Here is a 17,928-nt window from a genome sequence, read left to right as displayed (position 1 = left end):
CCGACGCTGCGCTGCAGTTGCTGGCTGGTGGCGAGCACCGCGCTGATCAGCGCGCGCTGGCCCTCGAGGAAGCGGTTGAAGCCGCGCGCCAGGTCGCCCAGCTCGTCGGCGCGGGAGTCGTCCAGGCGGCGGGTCAGGTCGCCACCGCCGGCGCCGATTTCCAGCAGCGCAGCAGTGACCTGGCGAATCGGTCGCGCCAGGCCGCGCGCCAGCAGTACCACCAGCAGCAGGCAGAGCGCCGCGACCGCTGCACCGGCCAGGCCGGAGAGGCGCAGCGCCGAATGCGCGTCGGCGTAGATCTCTGCTTGCGGCACCTCGCTGACCAGGGTCCAGCCCAGGTCGTGCAAAGGCAGGCTGGCGGCCAGGTAGTCCTCGCCGTCGCGCTCGAATTGCGCACTCTGGAAGTCGCGGTGGCCGAGCAGCGCGGACGCCGCCTCGCGACCCACCAGGTCGGCCAGCGCCTTGCCCTTGGCCTGTGCCGGGTCCGGATGGATCTGTACCTGGCCGTCGTTCTTCACCAGGTACACGCGGCCGGACTTGCCGAAACGGAAGTCGCGGATCAGCTGCGACAGCTCGTCGACATTCAGGCCCAGGCCGGCGATGCCCAGCAGCTTGCCGTCGCGCTCGATGCGGCGGTCGATGAACAGGGTCAGCTTGCCGCTGCCGACATCGGTGTCGATGTTCAGCACCTGCGCCTGGCCGCTCTCGATGAAGTGGAAGTACCAGGTGTCCTGCGGGTTGTCGCGGCTGAGCGTGCGCTCCTTGCCCTTGTCGCTGTAGTAGGCGCTGCTCGCCTGGCCGACCATCAGCGCGGCGAAGGCGTTCTGCGAGGTCCGCACGCCGCCCAGGTAGCGGACGAAGTCGGCCTGCCGCGCCGGGTCTTCGCCGGCGGCCAGCCAGTCCTGCGCCAGGCTGTTGCCGGCGATATCGGCGGCGGCGGTGAGCGGGCCGGTGAGCTGGCGCTCGAAGTCGTTGCGGATCGCCGCGATGCTCGCCGGCAACGCCTGGTCGAGCAGATAGCGTTCGCTCAGGCGGTTGACCAGCACGGCATAGAGGCCGAGCACGATGAGCAGGCTGATCAGCAGGGCGGCGCCCATGCTGAGGATGAGTTGGGTCTGGATGCTGCGAAGGCGCATGTTCTTGTTGTCCTCGTACGCGCGGCGAGTCCGTTCGCGAGTAGGGTCCTGGGCAGGGGAATGGGGCTTGAGTGTTATCGGCAACAAGGCGACCAACTGTTGTCCGGTTGGTCAGCTTTTTCGACGAACGGCAGAGGAATTCGCCCAACCCCAGGGCGGATGACGTTCGACGTCATCCGCGAACGGTTGTACGTCCTACGTGTGCGCTGTCTCGCTGCAGAGGGCTTTCCATTCGACACCGCTGCGCGTTGCACGCATCGGCGCATCCTGGTGGTAGCGGGCGACGACCTGGGCGGCGACGGCGATGGCCACTTCCAGCGGGCGCTTGCCGGGGATGCCGGGCAGGCCGATGGGGCAATGCATCGACTCGATGGCCCCTGTGGAAAAGCCGCGTTGCTCCAGGCGCAAGCGGAAGCGCTGGGCCTTGGTCTGCGAGCCGATCATGCCGAGGAAGCCGGCGTCGCCACGCTTGAGCACCGCTTCGGCAAGGGCGTAATCCAGCGGGTGGTTGTGGGTCATGATCAGGTAGTAACTGCCCGGCGCGGCTTTATCCACAGCCTCCAGCGGATCGTCGAGCAGGCTGGCTCGCACGCCTGTGGGTATCTCGGCGGGGAACTCGCCGGCGCGGCTGTCGACCCATTCCAGGCGCAACGGCAAACCGGCCAGCAGCGGCGCCAGCGCGCGGCCGACGTGCCCGGCGCCGAACAGCAGCACCTGTGGCCCGCGCACCGCGAAGCACTCGAACAGCAGGCTGGCGCGGCCGCCGCAGCACTGGCCGAGGCGCGCGCCGAGGGGGAAGTGTTCCAGGCTCTGCGCGTCCTTGCCGGCCAGCAGCAGCTGGCGCGCGTGCTCGGTGGCGGCCAGCTCCAGGTGGCCGCCACCGATGGTGTCGTAGCAGGCATCGGCGGTGACCAGCATCTTGCAGCCGGACTCGCGCGGGGTGGAGCCCTGTACGCCGACCACCGTGACCAGCACGTAGGGTTCCGCGCCGTCGCGCAGGCGGGCGATGGCATCCATCCAGGTTGGGGTCATACGGGCTCCTCCACAGCGACGGACTTGGGCTTATCCACAGCGCGCAGCGCCTCGCACGCCCAGAGCACCCGCTCCGGCGTCGCCGGGGTGTCGAGCGCCGGGCTCACGCGGTAGTCCGCCAGGCTGGCGATGGCGTCGCGCAGGGCCGACCACACCGAGATGGCGAGCATGAACGGCGGCTCGCCGACGGCCTTGGACAGGTACACGCTGTCTTCCTCGTTGGGGCGGTCGAACAGGGCCACGCGGAAGTCCTCGGGCACGTCGCTCGCCGCCGGGATTTTATAGGTCGCAGGTCCCGTGGTGAGCAGGCGGCCCTTGGCATCCCACTTCAATTCCTCGGTGGTCAGCCAGCCCATGCCCTGGACGAAGCCGCCCTCGATCTGGCCGATGTCGATGGCCGGGTTCAGGCTGCGGCCGACGTCATGGAGGATATCCACACGCAGCAGGCGATATTCACCGGTCAGCGTATCGACCTCCACTTCGGAAACCGCCGCGCCATAGGCGAAGTAGAAGAACGGATGGCCCTGCCCGGTCTCGCGGTCGTAGTGGATCTTCGGCGTGCGGTAGAAGCCGGTGGCCGACAGCTGCACGCGGGCGAAGTACGCCGCCTGCACCACTTCGGCGAAGTCCAGCGCCTTGCCGGCGACCCGCACCTGGCCGTGCTCGAAACGGACTTCCTGTGGCGTCCCGCCCTCACGCGCGGCGAGGAACTCGGCGAGCCGCCGCTTCAGCGTGCGCGCGGCGTCGCGAGCTGCCATGCCGTTCAGGTCGGTACCGCTGGAGGCGGCGGTAGGCGAGGTGTTGGGGACCTTGTCGGTGCGCGTCGCGGTGATGCTCACGCGCTCCAGCGGCACCTGGAATTCCTCGGCGACTATCTGCGCCACCTTGGTGTTCAGGCCCTGGCCCATCTCGGTGCCGCCGTGGTTCAGCTGGATGCTGCCGTCGGTGTACAGGTGGATGAGCGCCCCCGCCTGGTTCAGGTGCTGCGCAGTGAAGCTGATGCCGAACTTCACCGGGGTCAGCGCCAGGCCGCGCTTGAGCACCGGGCTGGCGGCGTTGGCCTGGCCGATGGCGGAGCGCCGAACGCGGTAGTCGCTGCTCACCTCCAGGCGCTCGATCAGCTCGCCCAGCAGGTTGTGCTCGACGCGCTGGTGGTAGGGCGTGAGGTCGCGCCCGCTGCCGCCGTAGAGGTTGAGCTTGCGCACGTCGAGCGGGTCCTGGCCGACGGCGCGGGCAATGTCGTCCATCGCGCGTTCGATCAGCATCATCCCCTGCGGCCCGCCGAAACCGCGGAAAGCAGTGTGCGAAACGATGTTGGTGAAGCTGCGGTAGCCGGCGATGCTCACCGCCGGGATGAAGTAGGCGTTGTCGGCGTGGAACATGGCGCGGTCGACGATGGCGTCGGAAAGGTCCGGCGAATGGCCGCAGTCGCCGACCACCTCAAGCTGCGCGGCAAGCAACCGGCCCTCGGCGTCGAAGCCGACCTTGTACTGGTTGTGGAACGGGTGGCGCTTGCCGGTCAGGCGCATGTCGTCGGCACGCGGCAGGCGCAGCTTCACCGCGCGCCCGGTCTGCTGCGCCAGCAGCGCGGCCAGGCAGGCCCAGGGCGCGGCCTGGGTTTCCTTGCCGCCGAAGCCGCCGCCCATGCGGCGCACTTCCACCGTGACCTTGGCCAACGGAATCGCCAGCACCTCGGCCACCAGCTTCTGCACCTCGCTCGGGTGCTGGCTGGAGGTGAACACGAACATGCCGCCGTCGTCCGTGGGTACGGCCATCGAAGCCTGGCCTTCGAGGTAGAAATGCTCCTGGCCGCCGACGAACTGGCCCGCGTGAAGCACGTAGGGCGAGGCCGCCAGCGCATGCTCGGCATCGCCCCGGCGCATGAAGTGCGGCGGACGTACGAAGCGCTCCTCGGCCTTGGCCTGCAGCGGATCGAGCAGCGGCGTTTCCTCGGCGTATTCGACTTTCGCCAGGCGTGCGGCGCGACGGGCCTGCAGCTGGGTCTCGGCAGCCACGGCGAACAGCGCCTGGCCGTGGTGCTTCACGCGGTCGCCCGCCAGTAGCGGATCGCCGGGGAACACCGGGCCGATGTCGGTGTGGCCGGGCACCTGGTCGAGGGTCAGCACCGCCACCACGCCGGGCGCGGCACGCACGGCATCGAGATCGAGGCTGTGGATGGCGCCGCAGGCGATCTCGCTCAGGCCGACGGCGGCGTACAGCAGGTCGCGCGGTTCCTTGATGTCGTCGACGTAGCGCGCCGCGCCGCTGACGTGCAGTTCGGCGCTGTCGTGGGTCTTGGGCCGGCCGGCGCTGTGGATATCTTCCACGGCGCCGTTGCTGGCCAGGGGAGGCAGGCTACGCATGGCGCACCTCCGCGATGACGGGAGTCCATTCGAGTAATGCGCGCTGCAACAGGTTCTGCGCCACCTTCAGGCGATAGGCGGCGCTGGCGCGCAGGTCGCCGATGGGCTGGAAGTCCTCGGCCAGCGCAGCTTGCGCGGCAGCCACGGCAGCGGCGTCAAAGGGCCGACCGCGCAATGCGGCTTCGGTTTTCCGCCCACGTAACGGTGTTGCCGCCATTCCGCCGCAGGCTAGGCGTACGTCGCGGACGCTGCCCTGCTCGTCGAGGTCCAGGCGCAGGGCCAGGCAGACGGCGGAGATGTCGTCGTCGCGGCGTTTGGAGATCTTGTCCACACGGAAAAGTTGTCCACCGCCGAGCCTGGGGATAACGATGGTTTCGATGTACTCGCCCGCCTGCAGCACGCTCTGCCGGTAGCCGGTGAAGAAGCCGTCGACGGGCACCTCGCGCACTTCGCCGGCCCTCCGCAGGCGCAGGCGCGCGTCCAGCGCCAGCAGCACCGGCGGCATGTCGCCGATGGGCGAGGCGTTGGCGACGTTGCCGCCAAGCGTGCCGCGCTGGCGGATCTGCAGCGAGCCCAGGCGCTCCAGCAGCTCGGGCACGCCGGGGAAGGCATGCAGCGCATCCAGGCAGTCGGCGTAGGGACGTGCGGCGCCGATCAGCAGGTGCTCGGGATGCTCCTCCAGGCGGCGCAGCTCGGCCACGCGCTCCAGGTGGATCAGTTGCGGGAAGCTCTTCAGCGCCTGGGTCGCCTCCAGCGCGAGGTCGGTGGCGCCAGCCACCAGGCGCGCCTGTGGATAATCCATCAACAGGGTGTCGAGCGCGTCCAGTGAGGTGGGCAGGAAGGCGTGCTGCTCGTCGCAGTCCAGGCTGGCGTCGGCCGGCAAGCTGCGCAGTCGCTCGGCGATGGCCTGTTCGTTTGCGCTGAAGCGGTCGGCATCGGGTTCGGCGGCGATCTTTCCAGCTGCATCGAGGATCGGTCGGTAGCCGGTGCAGCGGCACAGGTTGCCCGACAGCGCCGTCAGCGCGCTCTCGCGGTCGTGGCTGCAAGGCGCGTGGCGCCAGGCGAACAGCGACATGACGATGCCCGGCGTGCAGAAGCCGCACTGCGCGCCGTGGCAATCGACCATCGCCTGCTGCACCGGGTGCAGGCGCTCGGCTTCGGCGAGGCTCTCCACGGTCAGCAACTGGCGGCCATGCACGGCGCCGATTGGCGTGATGCAGGCATTCACCGCGCGATAGCGCAGCCCTTCCCCCTCGGGTTCGGCGAGCACCACGGTGCAGGCGCCGCAGTCGCCGGAGGCGCAGCCCTCCTTGGTGCCGGTGCGCCCCAGTTGGGTGCGCAGGTAGTCGAGCAGGCTCGTTTCCGGTGCCAGGCCGTCGACCTGGCGCAGCTCTTCGTCGAGCAGGAATTGGATCATGCGAAACCTCGTCGGAACACGGCCAACGACAGGTAGGAATATGCCGGAAAGGCCGTGCTAAAGCTGTCCATATGGTCAGGTAATGCACGAAATCTGCCAGTGGAAGAATCCTACAGACCTCAGTGAAAGCATAGGCTTGCGGCGCTCTTTGACCAGCTGGCCAGGAACTTGCTACGGCCCCGCCACTGGTGAATTCCCGACCGAGCCCTCCATGTCCACGACTGCCCTTCCCCGCCTGGAACTGCGCGCCATCAGCAAGCGCTATCCGGGCTGCCTGGCCAACGACCGCGTCGATCTCAGCATCCAGCCCGGCGAGATCCACGCCCTGCTCGGCGAGAACGGCGCCGGCAAGAGCACCCTGATGAAGATCATCTACGGCGTGACCCGCCCGGACAGCGGCGAGCTGTTCTGGGACGGCCGCTCAGTGAGCGTGAAGGACCCGGCACAGGCCCGCGCGCTGGGCATCGGCATGGTGTTCCAGCACTTCTCGCTGTTCGAGACGCTGACGGTGGCGGAGAACATCGCCCTGGCCCTGGGCTCTGCCGCCGGCACGCCGCGCCAGCTGGCGCCGCGCATCCGCGAGGTGTCGCAGCGCTACGGCATGCCGCTGGAGCCCGAGCGCCTGGTGCACGGGCTGTCCATCGGCGAGCGCCAGCGAGTGGAGATCGTCCGCTGCCTGATGCAGGACATCCGCCTGCTGATCCTCGACGAACCGACCTCGGTGCTCACCCCGCAGGAGGCCGAGGACCTGTTCGCCGTGCTGCGCCGCCTGGCCGCCGAGGGCTGCAGCATCCTGTTCATCAGCCACAAGCTGGCCGAGGTGCGCGCGCTCTGCGAACGGGCGACCGTGCTGCGCGGCGGGCGCGTCTCGGGCGATTGCGTGCCGGCGCAGTGCTCGGACCTGGAGCTGGCGCGGCTGATGGTCGGCGATGCCGAAGGGCTCGAGGCGCAGTACCCGAAAGCCCAAGGAGGCGAGGCGCTGCTGCAGGTGAGCGACTTGCACTGGCACAGCGCCGATCCCTTCGGCGTGTCCTTCGCCGGGCTCGACCTGGAGGTGCGCGCCGGCGAGATCGTCGGCATCGCCGGGGTCGCCGGCAATGGCCAGGACGAGCTGCTCGCCCTGCTCAGCGGCGAACAACGCCTGCCGCGCGCCCGGGCCGAAACCATCCGCATCGCCGGCGAAGCCATCGCCCACCTGGCGCCGGACGCCCGCCGCGATCGCGGCCAGGCCTTCGTTCCCGCCGAGCGCCTGGGGCACGGCGCGGTGCCGGAGATGAGCCTGGCCGACAACGCCCTGCTCACCGGCTTCCAGCACGGCCTGGTGCGTCACGGGCTGGCGCAGCGCGGCAAGGTGAGAGCCTTCGCCGAAACGATCATCCAGCGCTTCGGCGTGAAGACCCCGGACGCCCAGGCCGCCGCGCGCAGCCTCTCGGGCGGCAACCTGCAGAAGTTCATCCTCGGCCGCGAGATCCTCCAGCAGCCGCGCCTGCTCATCGCCGCGCACCCGACCTGGGGTGTCGATGTCGGCGCTGCAGCGGTTATCCACAGGGCGCTGATAGCCCTGCGCGATGCCGGCGCGGCCATCCTGGTGGTCTCCGAGGACCTCGACGAGCTGTTCCAGATCAGCGACCGCATCGGCGCGCTCTGCTCCGGTCGGCTGTCGCCGCTGGTGGAGACAGCCGCCACCGATCCCCTCGCCGTCGGCCGCTGGATGGCCGGGCAATTCGACGCCGCCGCCTGAGGAGCCCGTCATGCTGCTTTCCCTCGAACCGCGCGGCCAGCAATCGCGCCTGATGCTGCTGCTCTCGCCGCTGCTGGCCGGGCTGCTCACGCTGCTCTGCGGCGCGGCGCTGTTCGCCGCCCTCGGCCACCCACCCCTGGCTACCCTGCATACCCTGCTGATCGAGCCGGTGCAGGACTGGTACGGCGTCGGCGAACTGCTGGTGAAGGCCACGCCCATCCTGCTCTGCGCCCTGGGCCTGGCGCTGGCCTACCAGGCGCGCATCTGGAACATCGGCGCCGAGGGCCAGCTGCTGGTCGGCGCCCTTGCCGGCAGCGCCATGGCGCTGCAACTGCTCGGCTGGGAAAGCCGCTGGGCGCTGGTCTGGACGCTGCTCGCCGGGATCGCCGGCGGCGCTGCCTGGGCCGCGCTGGTGGCCTGGCTGCGCACGCACTGCAACGCCAACGAGATTCTCACCAGCATCATGCTCAACTACATCGCCCTGAACCTGCTGCTGTTCTGCGTGCACGGCCCGCTGAAGGATCCGCAGGGCTTCAACTTCCCGCAGTCGGCGCTGTTCGCCGATTCGGCGCGGCTGCCGACGCTGTTCGACGACAGCCGGATGCACCTCGGCGCCCTCTTCGCCTTGTTCGCCCTGGTCGCGGTCTGGGTGCTGGCGCAGCGCAGCTTCGTCGGCTTCCAGATCAAGGTGCTCGGCCTCGACCGCCGTGCCGCCGGTTTCGTCGGCTTTCGCGAGAAGCGCCTGGTATGGCTGGCGTTGCTGCTCTCCGGCGCGCTGGCGGGGCTGGCGGGCGTTTGCGAAGTGACCGGGCCGATCGGCCAGCTGGTGCCGCAGGTGTCGCCTGGCTACGGCTATGCGGCCATCACCGTGGCCTTCCTCGGACGCCTGAACCCCATCGGCATCCTCTTCGCCAGCCTGCTGATGGCGCTGCTGTACCTCGGCGGCGAGACGGCGCAGATGAGCCTGAACCTGCCCTTGGCGCTGACCGGGCTGTTCCAGGGAATGATGCTGTTCTTCCTGCTCGCCTGTGACGTGCTGATCCTGTACCGGCTGCGCTTCTCGGGCGGTTTTCGCCTGCAGGCCGCGCGCCGCAAGCTGAGCTTTTCGTAGGAGCGGACCTTGTCCGCGAAATCGCGGGCATGGCCCGCTCCTACAGGGATTGATCGGAGAATCACGATGGATATCGATCTACTGGGCAACGTGCTCTTCGCCATGGTCCGCACCGGCACGCCGCTGCTGCTGGTGGCGCTGGGCGAGCTGGTCTGCGAGAAGTCCGGGGTGCTCAACCTCGGCCAGGAAGGAATGATGCTGTTCGGCGCGGTGATCGGCTTCATGGTCGCCTTCAGCACCGGCAGCCTGTGGCTGGGCGTGGTCTTTGCGGTGCTCGCCGGGATGCTCCTGGCCAGCCTGTTCGCCGCCGCGGCCCTGGGCCTGAACGCCAACCAGGTTGCCTGCGGGCTGGCGCTGACCATCTTCGGCGTCGGCTTGTCGTCCTTCGTTGGCGCGGCCTGGGTCGGCAAGCCGCTGCAGGGCTTCGCGCCCCTGGCTCTTCCCTGGCTGGCGCAGCTGCCGGTGCTCGGCAAGATGCTGTTCGCCCAGGACGCGCTGGTCTACCTGAGCTTCGCGCTCTTCGCCGGGGTCGCCTGGCTGCTGCTGAAAAGCCGCGCCGGGCTGGTCATCCAGGCGGTCGGCGAGAACCCCGACGCAGCCGCCGCCATGGGCCTGCCGGTACTGCGCGTACGCCTGCTGGCAGTGCTCTTCGGCGGCGCCATGGCCGGGCTGGCCGGCGCCTACCTGTCGCTGGCCTACACGCCGATGTGGGCGGAGAACATGAGCGCCGGGCGCGGCTGGATCGCCCTCGCCCTGGTGGTGTTCGCCAGCTGGCGGGTGCTGCGGGTGCTGCTCGGGGCCTGGCTGTTCGGCCTGGCGAGCATCCTCCACCTGGTGGCCCAGGGCGTCGGCCTGAGCATTCCGGCCAACCTGCTGGCGATGCTGCCGTACGTGGCGACCATCGTGGTGCTGGTGCTGCTCTCCCGCGACGGCCTGCGCACCCGCCTGTTCGCCCCGGTGTCGCTGGGGCAGCCGTGGAAGGCCGGGCACTGAACGCGGCTGTCATGCGGTGGTCGCATGCACGCGGCAGGATGGAAGGGAGCCACGCTCGATAGCGTGGCTCTTCCTTTTATATATCCGGTGATAGAGAGAGCCAATTTTTATGATGCCTTAAATCAATGAGGCATTCGGGCTCTCAATCGATACTCTTGCCCACGTCGAATTTCCAAACCGATTCGATCAACTCACTCTACGAGGAACGCCGAATGAACCTGATCAACACCCAAGTCCAACCGTTCAAGGTCAATGCCTTCCACAACGGCAAGTTCATCGAAGTCACCGAGCAGTCCCTGAAGGGCAAGTGGTCGGTCCTGATCTTCATGCCGGCAGCCTTCACCTTCAACTGCCCGACCGAGATCGAAGACGCCGCCAACAACTACGCTGCGTTCCGTGACGCCAACACCGAGGTGTACATCGTCACCACCGACACCCACTTCTCGCACAAGGTCTGGCACGAAACCTCGCCGGCCGTTGGCAAGGCCCAGTTCCCGCTGATCGGCGATCCGACCCACCAGCTGACCAACGCTTTCGGCGTGCACATCCCGGAAGAAGGCCTGGCCCTGCGCGGCACCTTCGTGATCAACCCGGAAGGCGTGATCAAGACCGTCGAAATCCACAGCAACGAGATCGCTCGTGACGTCGGCGAGACCCTGCGCAAGCTGAAAGCCGCCCAGTACACCGCCGCTCACCCGGGCGAAGTCTGCCCGGCCAAGTGGAAAGAAGGCGAGAAGACCCTGGCTCCGTCGCTGGACCTCGTCGGCAAGATCTAAGCCCTTCGCGCAGCGTTCGCGCTGCGTCGATCGAGCGCCGGCACTCGTCGGCGCCCGATCCGCACCACGCAATACCCCGGGGGCGCCTACCTGCGCCCTTCCTACCCAGCCACAAGCGTGCCGTAGGGCGAGCATTCAGCTTGCCGGGGCCCCCTTTTGCTCGAAATTCGCAGGAGATGAATCATGTTGGACGCCAATCTGAAGACCCAGTTGAAGGCCTACCTGGAAAAGGTCACCCAGCCGTTCGAGATCGTCGCGTCCCTCGATGACAGCGACAAATCCCGCGAGCTGAGCGAACTGCTGCACGACATCGTCGGCCTGACCGACAAGATCACCCTGCGCGAAGACGGCAAAGACGCCCGCGTCCCGTCCTTCTCGCTGAACCGCCCGGGGGCGAACATCGGCCTGGCCTTCGCCGGCATCCCCATGGGCCACGAATTCACCTCCCTGGTCCTGGCCCTGCTGCAGGTCGGCGGCCACCCGTCCAAGCTCGAGGCCGAGGTCATCGAGCAGGTGAAGGGCATCCAGGGCAAATTCGAATTCGAAACCTACTTCTCGCTGTCCTGCCAGAACTGCCCGGACGTGGTCCAGGCGCTGAACCTGATGGCCGTGCTCAACCCGAACATCCGCCACGTCGCCATCGACGGCGCGCTGTTCCAGGAAGAAGTCGAGCGCCGCCAGATCATGTCGGTGCCGAGCATCTACCTGAACGGCGAAGTCTTCGGCGCGGGCCGCATGGGCGTGGAGGAAATCCTCGCCAAGATCGACACCGGCGCCGCCGCTCGCGAAGCTGAGAAGCTGTCGGCCAAGGACGCCTTCGACGTGCTGGTGGTGGGCGGTGGCCCGGCCGGCGCCGCAGCGGCCATCTACGCCGCGCGCAAAGGCATCCGCACTGGCGTTGCCGCCGAGCGCTTCGGCGGCCAGGTGCTGGACACCATGGCCATCGAGAACTTCATCTCGGTGCAGGAAACCGAAGGCCCGAAACTGGCCCGCGCGCTCGAAGAGCACGTGAAGCAGTACGAGGTCGACATCATGAACCTGCAGCGCGCCAGCGCACTGGTTCCGGCCAAGAATGCCGGCGAGCTGCACGAAGTGAAGTTCGAGGGCGGCGGCAGCCTCAAGGCCAAGACCCTGATCCTCGCCACCGGCGCCCGCTGGCGCGAAATGGGCGTGCCCGGCGAGCAGGAATACAAGGCCAAGGGCGTGTGCTTCTGCCCGCACTGCGACGGCCCGCTGTTCAAGGGCAAGCGCGTGGCGGTGATCGGTGGCGGTAACTCCGGCGTCGAAGCGGCCATCGACCTGGCCGGCATCGTGTCCCACGTGACCCTGCTGGAGTTCGACAGCAAGCTGCGCGCCGACGCCGTGCTGCAGCGCAAGCTGTACAGCATGCCCAACGTCGAGGTGATCACCAGCGCGCTGACCAGCGAAGTGAAAGGCGACGGCCAGAAGGTCACCGGCCTGGTCTACAAGGACCGCAACTCGGACGAGTTCAAGTCCGTGGAGCTGGAAGGCATCTTCGTGCAGATCGGCCTGCTGCCGAACAGCGAATGGCTCAAGGGCAGCATCGAGCTGACTCCGCGCGGCGAAATCATCGTCGACCAGCGCGGCGAAACCTCGCTGCCGGGCATCTTCGCCGCCGGCGACGTGACCACGGTGCCGTACAAGCAGATCGTGATCGCGGTCGGTGAGGGCGCGAAAGCCTCGCTGTCGGCCTTCGACCACCTGATCCGCAGCTCGGCGCCGGCCTGATAGCCACGCGCCCATGAAAACGCCCGGCATGTGCCGGGCGTTTTTGTTTGCGCGGGGTGGCGGATAACCCCTTCGGGGCTATTCGCCCTACAAGAGCCCGTCTCGTAAGAGCGGATCTCATCCGCGAAATCCCTGGCACCGATTCCAACCTGTAGGAGCGCGCCACGCGCGCGATCGCGGCCATGGGCCGCTCCTACAGGGGAACACCGTGCCATGCGGTTCGCGAGCAAGAACTAGGTGTCCCCCTCGCCCCTACGAAGAGCGCGGCCGGCGCCGGGGTTCAGAGAATCGGCGCCGCCAGCCGCGCCACGCGCATGCCCAGCTGTTGCAGCCGGCCGCTGCGTTCCAGGCCCATTTCCACCGAGTCCTCGAAGTCCGCCAGCAGCATGCTTTCCACTTCACAGGCGAAGCCTTCGTCGACGGTGACCAGGGTCGCCTCGAAGTTCAGGCGGAACGAGCGGTTGTCCAGGTTGGCGCTGCCGACGCTGGTGAAATCGCGGTCGACCAGCATCACTTTCTGGTGCAGGAAGCCCGGCTGGTAGCGGAATACCCGAACACCAACGCGCACCGCGTCCTGGGCGTAGAGGCTGGACACTGCGTACACCGTGCGGTGGTCGGGGCGCGAGGGCAGCAGGATGCGCACGTCCACCCCGCGCAGCACCGCCAGGCGCAGGGCTGCAGCGACTGCCTCGTCGGGGATGAAGTACGGCGTGGTTATCCACACCCTTTCGCTGGCCGCGTGGATCGCTTCGACGAAGAACAGCGAGCAGGTTTCCTGCTTGTCCGCCGGGCCGCTGGGGACCACCTGGCAGAGCATGCCGTCGCTGTCGAACGCGTCCGGCACCAGCAGCGTCGGCAAGGCGCGGGCGGCCCAGAACCAGTCCTCGGCGAAGGATTCCTGCAGGCAGGCTACGGCCGGGCCCCGCAGCGCCACGTGGGTGTCGCGCCAGGGCGACAGCGGCGGCTTCTCGCCGAGGTATTCGACGCCGACGTTGAGCCCGCCGAGGAAGCCGGTTGCGCCGTCGACCACCACGATCTTGCGGTGGTTGCGGAAATTCAGCTGAAAGCGGTTGATCGCCCCGCTGCCGGTGCTGAAAGCCTGCACTTGAACGCCGCCGGCACGCAGCTGCTCGACGTAGCGCCCCGGCAACGCGTGGCTGCCGATGGCGTCGTAGAGCACGAAGACCTCCACGCCATTCGCCGCGCGTTCCATCAGCAGCTGGGCGAGGCGCTGGCCGAGGGCGTCGTCGCGGAGGATGAAGAACTGGACCAGGACCACCTTCCGCGCCCGGCCGATGGCCTCGAACATGGCATCGAAGGCGGCCTTGCCGTTGACCAGCAGGCGCACCCGGTTGTTCGCCAGGGTCGGCATGCGCGCCAGCGCGGACATCGCCTTGAGCGCCTTGTAGCGGCTGGACTGGCGCGCTGCCAGGGCCTCGTCGACCCAGGGCCGCCAGTCCAGTTCGGCGGCCACGCGGTGCATTTCCTGGTCGGCCTGGCGGCGCGCCTCGATATAGGCGTCGAAGCGCCGGCGGCCGAACACCAGGTAGGGCAGCAGCGTCAGCAGCGGCATGAACGCCAGAGAGGTGGCCCAGGCGATGGCGCCCTGCGCGGTGCGCACGGTGAGCACGGCATGCACCGCGGCGACGATGCCGAGCAGCTGGATCAGCACCAGCAAGTGGGCGATGTAGGTGGAGTAGGACATGCGCGCGAGCGTTTCCCTGCGGGCGGCGATGGACCTGAGCTTAGCTGCCGGCGGGCGGCTGCGGCCACTGCGGCGGTGCGCCGCGCCATTCTTCCCAGGCCCGGCCCAGGCGCAGCACCTCGATATCGGCGAAGCGCGGACCGACGATCTGCAGGCCGATGGGCATGCCGGCGGCGGTGAAGCCGCAGTTGATCGACAGCGCCGGCTGCTCGGACATGTTCCACGGCACGGTGAAGCCGATGTGCTCGAACGGCCGCGCCGGATCGTTGGTCGGCGCGGCGAACTCGGCGGGGAAGGCCGCGACCTGGTTGGTCGGGCTGAGCAGGAAGTCGATGCCGTGGAACTGCGCGGCGGCGCGCTTGCGCATCTCGAAGGTGCGGTTGAAGCCACGCACCGCCTCGACGCCGCTCACCCGCGCGCCGGCCTCGGCCCACTGGAAGATGTACGGAAGCACGAGCTCGCGGCGCTCGGCCGGCAGGTTCTCAAGCTCCGCCCAAAGGCGCGCACGCCAGAACTTGTCGAGCCCGTCGAGCAACTCGCTGTCGAGGATGGGCGCAACCTCGACGATTTCCGCGCCCGCCTCGGCGAAACGCTGCGCCGCCGCGCACACCGCGTCACGCACCTCGGCTTCCGGGCGCAGGCCGCAGCCGGCGTCGAGTTGCAGGCCGATGCGCAAGCCGCGCACATCCGCCGCCTGCAGGGCCCAGTCGAGTTCGGCGGGCGGCAGGCTGGTGGCGTCGCGCCAATCCGCGCGAGCGAGGTGCTTCATCATCAGCGCCGCGTTGTCCAGGGCCCGCGTCATGGGCCCGGCGCAGCGCCCGGTGTAGTACGGGTCGATGGGGATACGCCCGAGGCTCGGCTTGAACCCGGCCAGCCCGCACCAGCCGGCCGGCAGGCGCACCGAACCGCCGATGTCGGTGCCGACGTGCAACGGACCGTAGCCGGCAGCGGCGGCAGCGGCGGCTCCGGCGCTGGAGCCGCCGGGGTTCATGCGCAGGTCCCAGGGGTTGCGGGTCAGCTTGTGGAAGCTCGACAGCCCGGACGACAACATGCCGAAGTCCGGCACCGTGGTCTTGGCCAGCAGGATCGCCCCGGCCTCGCGCAGCCGCGCGGTGGGCGGCGCATCCTCGGTGGCAGGCACCAGCGGTACGGCGGCGCTGCCCTGGGGAATGGGGTCGCCGCGGCTGGCGATCAGTTCCTTGATGGTCACCGGCACGCCGTCCAGCTCACCGCAGGGCTCGCCCTTCAGCCAGCGCGCCTCGGACGCCCGCGCCTCCTCCATCGCCCGCTCGGGCGCGAATGCATAGAGCGCACACAGGTGCGGCTCCCAGCGTTGGATGTGCGCGAGCAGGTGATCGAGGTATTCGACGGGCGAAAGCTGGCGCGAACGGTACAGGGCCAGCAGCTGGATGGCGGTGAGGTCATGCAGCGCGGTCATGGCGGACTCCGTGAAGGGGTATCCGACAAGCGTAGGATGGGCGGAGCGAAGCGATACCCATGCTGCAAACATGTTTTGCATGACTGCGCATTGGGGCGAAACCGGCTCTTGTACGTTGTTTTCTGGGTCCCCGCGTTCGCGGGGATGACGTCGGGGAAAGCGCCCCCCAATACCGTCACTCCCGCGAACGCAGGAGCCCAATAGACGGTTGCTCCTACCAGCAGATCCGTTGCAACGGTGCGATCAGGGACGCGGCACCAGCGCCGGCAGCAACTGCCGGGAGATCGCCTCGCGCACGGCGGGCAGCAGGGTGGCGTGGCCGCCGAGCATTTCTTCCACCAGCCGGCGCAGGGCCATGGAGCGCTCCGGGGTCAGGGCGCGCACCGCGTATTCGCAGGCCTGTTCGGCGGTGACGTCCGGCGGCACGGCGAAGCCCAGTGCCTGCAAGCGTTCGCGGAAATCGTCCTGGTCGATCAGGTCGGCGTGCATCATCGCGGGGTCCTCCGGGAGATTGGGCTCTCCCGGATTCTCGGAACAGCCTCGGCCGGGCGCAAGCATCCGGCCTTGGGTGTGTCCCTGACAGACAAGAGCAGGTCGTTTTCCGACCCGCTGGCGGCCCGGCACATGCTCGCCGCGCCGGGTGCGTTAAGAATCACATAACGCAGCGAGCCTATGGTCGATGCCTGTCCGCGGTGGATACGCACAGGTCGCTTTCGGCAAACCCGGCAAACGCAAAGCAGCCACACTGGAGCCATACCACTGCGGTCACACCGAAGTAGGTGCTTGTCACACTGAGAGCCCATACCGGCTCGCTTTCTCCCCCGTTGCGCGTCGGGCGCAGCGGGGGATTTTTTTCTGGGGCAATTGCGAATACGGGTAGACCTGCCCGCAGGAGCGAACCTGCTCACGAACCTGGCCGCACCCGATCTTCGATAACGTCTTCCCCGCGAGCGCGGGACGCGGCTCCATCGCGCACAGCGCTTGCGCAGGCGCTAAGGGGAATAAGTTGCTCTTTCAGGGTGACGCCGTGCCTTGAGGTTCGCGAGCAAGCTCGCTCCTACAAAAGCCGTTTGGCCAAGGCTTCGAAGAGGGCTTCGTAGAGGCGGCCCACCTCGGGCAACTGCCGCGCGCGCAGGCAGCCGTGGACCAGGCCGGCACCGGGGAAATAATCCACAGGCACACGCGCTTCCTGCAGGCGCTGTGCATAAAGCTGCCCGTCATCGCGCAGGGGGTCGAACTCGGCGACCGCGATGAAGGCCGGCGCCAGGTCGAACAGGTCGTGAGCGCGCAGAGGCAGCGCCAGCGGGCGGTGGCGGCTTTCGGCTTGCGGCAGGTAGGCGTCGAGGCAGTCCTGCATATCGGCTGTGGATAACAAAGGCGCGTCGGCGCATTCCGTGCTCGACGCCGTGGGCTGGTCGCCCAGTGCCGGGTAGATCAGGGCTTGCAGGCGCGGTTGCGGTTCGTCGGCATCGCGCAGGGCCAGGCACAGCGCCGCCGCGAGGTTGCCGCCGGCGCTGTCGCCGGCCACGGCCAGGCGGGAGCGGTCGATGGGGATACCCAGGGGGCCGTCGCGCAGGAAACGCCAGGCCGCCAGGCTGTCTTCCAGGGCCGCCGGGAAGGGGTGTTCCGGCGCCAGCCGGTAATCCACCGCCAGCACCGCCACCTTCAGGCGCAGGGCCAGTTCCTGGCAGAGGAAGGCGTGGGAATCCAGGCCGCCGAGCATCCAGCCGCCGCCGTGGAGGAACAGCACGGCCGGCCAGCCAGCCTCCGGCGCAGCCACTTTCGGTAGATACAGGCGCAGCGGCGGCAGTCCGGTGGGCGCGAGGTCGCGGACCTGCAGCCCCGCCGGCAGCGGCGGCGAGAAGGCCGTCGCCATCCGCGCGTAGGCCTCACGTTGCGCCTGCAGCGACGGATCAGTGCTGGCGAAGGAACGCGTCAGCGCGACGAAGGCCGCCATGCCGGCCGACAGCGGATACATGCTCAGCCCGGCAGGCCGATGGTGCGCCCGACGTAGTCCGGACGCGGCAGGCTGCGGTGCGCCTCGGCCAGCGCCAGCACGCGTTCGAGCACCACGCCCTCGAAGGGCGCCGAGCGCGCGCCGCCTTCCAGGTTCACGTGCAGCAGCATCTGCTCGCTGGCGGCCAGGGCGAGGCCTTCGCCGGCGCGGTGCAGGCTGTGGAAAACATGCAGGCGCTTGCGGTCGTGGGCGATCAGCTGGGTGCGTACTTCCACCGCTTCGCCCTGCTTCACCTCGTGCAGGTAGTTGAGGTGGATTTCCAGGGTGAACAGCGAGTCGTGGGTCGCCGCGCGATGCGCCTCGTCCAGGCCCAGGTGGTCCATCAGGGCGTCGGTGGCGTAGCTGAAGATCAGCAGGTAGAAGGCGTCGCGCAGGTGGCCGTTGTAGTCGGTCCACTCGGCGAGCACCGGGGTTTCGTAGGTTTTCAGGGCGTGCATGGCTAGGCATCCG

General features: G+C 68.4%; 13 protein-coding genes and 1 pseudogene. 5 read left to right on the top strand and 9 right to left on the bottom strand.

Features of this window, described 5'->3' with window-relative positions:
- Positions 1-74: 74 nt before the first annotated feature.
- The 4 genes and pseudogenes from ACA097_RS12955 to xdhA form a co-directional block, all read right to left on the bottom strand.
- Positions 75-1,097 (bottom strand): annotated as a pseudogene (locus tag ACA097_RS12955) (cache domain-containing protein); the annotation flags it as partial.
- Between the two features lie 234 nt (positions 1,098-1,331).
- On the bottom strand, positions 1,332-2,168 hold the full coding sequence (gene xdhC / locus ACA097_RS12950; protein WP_371370341.1) for a xanthine dehydrogenase accessory protein XdhC: 837 nt from the start codon (positions 2,166-2,168) through the stop codon (positions 1,332-1,334).
- Entirely contained in the window at positions 2,165-4,531 is a 2,367-nt protein-coding gene (gene xdhB / locus ACA097_RS12945; RefSeq protein WP_371370340.1) for a xanthine dehydrogenase molybdopterin binding subunit, read from the bottom strand. The genes xdhC and xdhB overlap by 4 nt, the downstream gene beginning before the upstream one ends.
- Positions 4,524-5,948, bottom strand: a complete 1,425-nt coding sequence (gene xdhA / locus ACA097_RS12940) for a xanthine dehydrogenase small subunit (RefSeq protein ID WP_371370338.1) — start codon at positions 5,946-5,948, stop codon at positions 4,524-4,526. Before xdhA ends, xdhB begins: the two co-directional genes overlap by 8 nt.
- A 211-nt stretch (positions 5,949-6,159) precedes the next feature.
- Between xdhA and ACA097_RS12935 the strand changes: the two genes are divergently transcribed.
- The 5 genes from ACA097_RS12935 to ahpF all read left to right on the top strand — a co-directional run bounded on the left by ACA097_RS12935 (position 6,160) and on the right by ahpF (position 12,318).
- Positions 6,160-7,689 (top strand): ABC transporter ATP-binding protein, encoded by a 1,530-nt coding sequence (locus ACA097_RS12935; protein WP_371370337.1) that lies wholly within the window; start codon positions 6,160-6,162, stop codon positions 7,687-7,689.
- Between the two features lie 10 nt (positions 7,690-7,699).
- Positions 7,700-8,800: an ABC transporter permease gene (locus ACA097_RS12930; RefSeq protein WP_371370336.1), complete on the top strand. Its 1,101-nt coding sequence runs from the start codon at positions 7,700-7,702 to the stop codon at positions 8,798-8,800.
- Positions 8,801-8,866: 66 nt separating this feature from the next.
- Positions 8,867-9,793, top strand: a complete 927-nt coding sequence (locus ACA097_RS12925; RefSeq protein WP_371370335.1) for an ABC transporter permease — start codon at positions 8,867-8,869, stop codon at positions 9,791-9,793.
- A 212-nt stretch (positions 9,794-10,005) separates the two neighbouring features.
- A complete protein-coding gene (ahpC, locus tag ACA097_RS12920) occupies positions 10,006-10,569 on the top strand; it encodes an alkyl hydroperoxide reductase subunit C (RefSeq protein WP_043256654.1) in 564 nt (187 codons plus the stop codon).
- A gap of 183 nt (positions 10,570-10,752) precedes the next feature.
- Positions 10,753-12,318 (top strand): alkyl hydroperoxide reductase subunit F, encoded by a 1,566-nt coding sequence (gene ahpF, locus ACA097_RS12915; protein ID WP_371370334.1) that lies wholly within the window; start codon positions 10,753-10,755, stop codon positions 12,316-12,318.
- A gap of 280 nt (positions 12,319-12,598) precedes the next feature.
- Here ahpF and cls read toward each other — a convergent pair whose 3' ends face one another.
- The 5 genes from cls to ACA097_RS12890 all read right to left on the bottom strand — a co-directional run bounded on the left by cls (position 12,599) and on the right by ACA097_RS12890 (position 17,915).
- Positions 12,599-14,023 carry a cardiolipin synthase gene (cls, locus tag ACA097_RS12910; RefSeq protein WP_371370333.1) on the bottom strand — a complete coding sequence of 475 codons (1,425 nt, stop codon included), beginning with the start codon at positions 14,021-14,023 and terminating at the stop codon, positions 12,599-12,601.
- 40 nt (positions 14,024-14,063) lie between these two features.
- Entirely contained in the window at positions 14,064-15,461 is a 1,398-nt protein-coding gene (locus tag ACA097_RS12905; protein WP_371370332.1) for an amidase, read from the bottom strand.
- A gap of 243 nt (positions 15,462-15,704) precedes the next feature.
- Positions 15,705-15,953, bottom strand: coding sequence for a hypothetical protein (locus ACA097_RS12900; RefSeq protein WP_043256659.1), 249 nt, complete (start codon positions 15,951-15,953; stop codon positions 15,705-15,707).
- Positions 15,954-16,518: 565 nt separating this feature from the next.
- Positions 16,519-17,439 (bottom strand): alpha/beta hydrolase, encoded by a 921-nt coding sequence (locus ACA097_RS12895; RefSeq protein WP_236658345.1) that lies wholly within the window; start codon positions 17,437-17,439, stop codon positions 16,519-16,521.
- A gap of 2 nt (positions 17,440-17,441) precedes the next feature.
- Positions 17,442-17,915, bottom strand: a complete 474-nt coding sequence (locus ACA097_RS12890; RefSeq protein WP_160288837.1) for a thioesterase family protein — start codon at positions 17,913-17,915, stop codon at positions 17,442-17,444.
- Positions 17,916-17,928: the final 13 nt, after the last annotated feature.

It is taken from the genome of Pseudomonas sp. QL9 (assembly GCF_041409665.1).
In the GTDB taxonomy this organism is placed as follows: Bacteria; Pseudomonadota; Gammaproteobacteria; order Pseudomonadales; family Pseudomonadaceae; genus Pseudomonas; species Pseudomonas knackmussii.
The sequence above is the reverse complement of the archived record's forward strand: the minus strand, read 5'-3'. Positions and strand labels throughout refer to the sequence as shown.

Excerpts from the sequence above, each read along its gene's own strand:
- xdhC (WP_371370341.1), bottom strand. The coding sequence starts at position 2,168 with ATGACCCCAACCTGGATGGATGCCATCGCCCGCCTGCGCGACGGCGCG.
- xdhB (WP_371370340.1), bottom strand. The coding sequence starts at position 4,531 with ATGCGTAGCCTGCCTCCCCTGGCCAGCAACGGCGCCGTGGAAGATATC.
- xdhA (WP_371370338.1), bottom strand. The coding sequence starts at position 5,948 with ATGATCCAATTCCTGCTCGACGAAGAGCTGCGCCAGGTCGACGGCCTG.
- ACA097_RS12935 (WP_371370337.1), top strand. The coding sequence starts at position 6,160 with ATGTCCACGACTGCCCTTCCCCGCCTGGAACTGCGCGCCATCAGCAAG.
- ACA097_RS12930 (WP_371370336.1), top strand. The coding sequence starts at position 7,700 with ATGCTGCTTTCCCTCGAACCGCGCGGCCAGCAATCGCGCCTGATGCTG.
- ACA097_RS12925 (WP_371370335.1), top strand. The coding sequence starts at position 8,867 with ATGGATATCGATCTACTGGGCAACGTGCTCTTCGCCATGGTCCGCACC.
- ahpC (WP_043256654.1), top strand. The coding sequence starts at position 10,006 with ATGAACCTGATCAACACCCAAGTCCAACCGTTCAAGGTCAATGCCTTC.
- ahpF (WP_371370334.1), top strand. The coding sequence starts at position 10,753 with ATGTTGGACGCCAATCTGAAGACCCAGTTGAAGGCCTACCTGGAAAAG.
- cls (WP_371370333.1), bottom strand. The coding sequence starts at position 14,023 with ATGTCCTACTCCACCTACATCGCCCACTTGCTGGTGCTGATCCAGCTG.
- ACA097_RS12905 (WP_371370332.1), bottom strand. The coding sequence starts at position 15,461 with ATGACCGCGCTGCATGACCTCACCGCCATCCAGCTGCTGGCCCTGTAC.
- ACA097_RS12900 (WP_043256659.1), bottom strand. The coding sequence starts at position 15,953 with ATGATGCACGCCGACCTGATCGACCAGGACGATTTCCGCGAACGCTTG.
- ACA097_RS12895 (WP_236658345.1), bottom strand. The coding sequence starts at position 17,439 with ATGTATCCGCTGTCGGCCGGCATGGCGGCCTTCGTCGCGCTGACGCGT.
- ACA097_RS12890 (WP_160288837.1), bottom strand. The coding sequence starts at position 17,915 with ATGCACGCCCTGAAAACCTACGAAACCCCGGTGCTCGCCGAGTGGACC.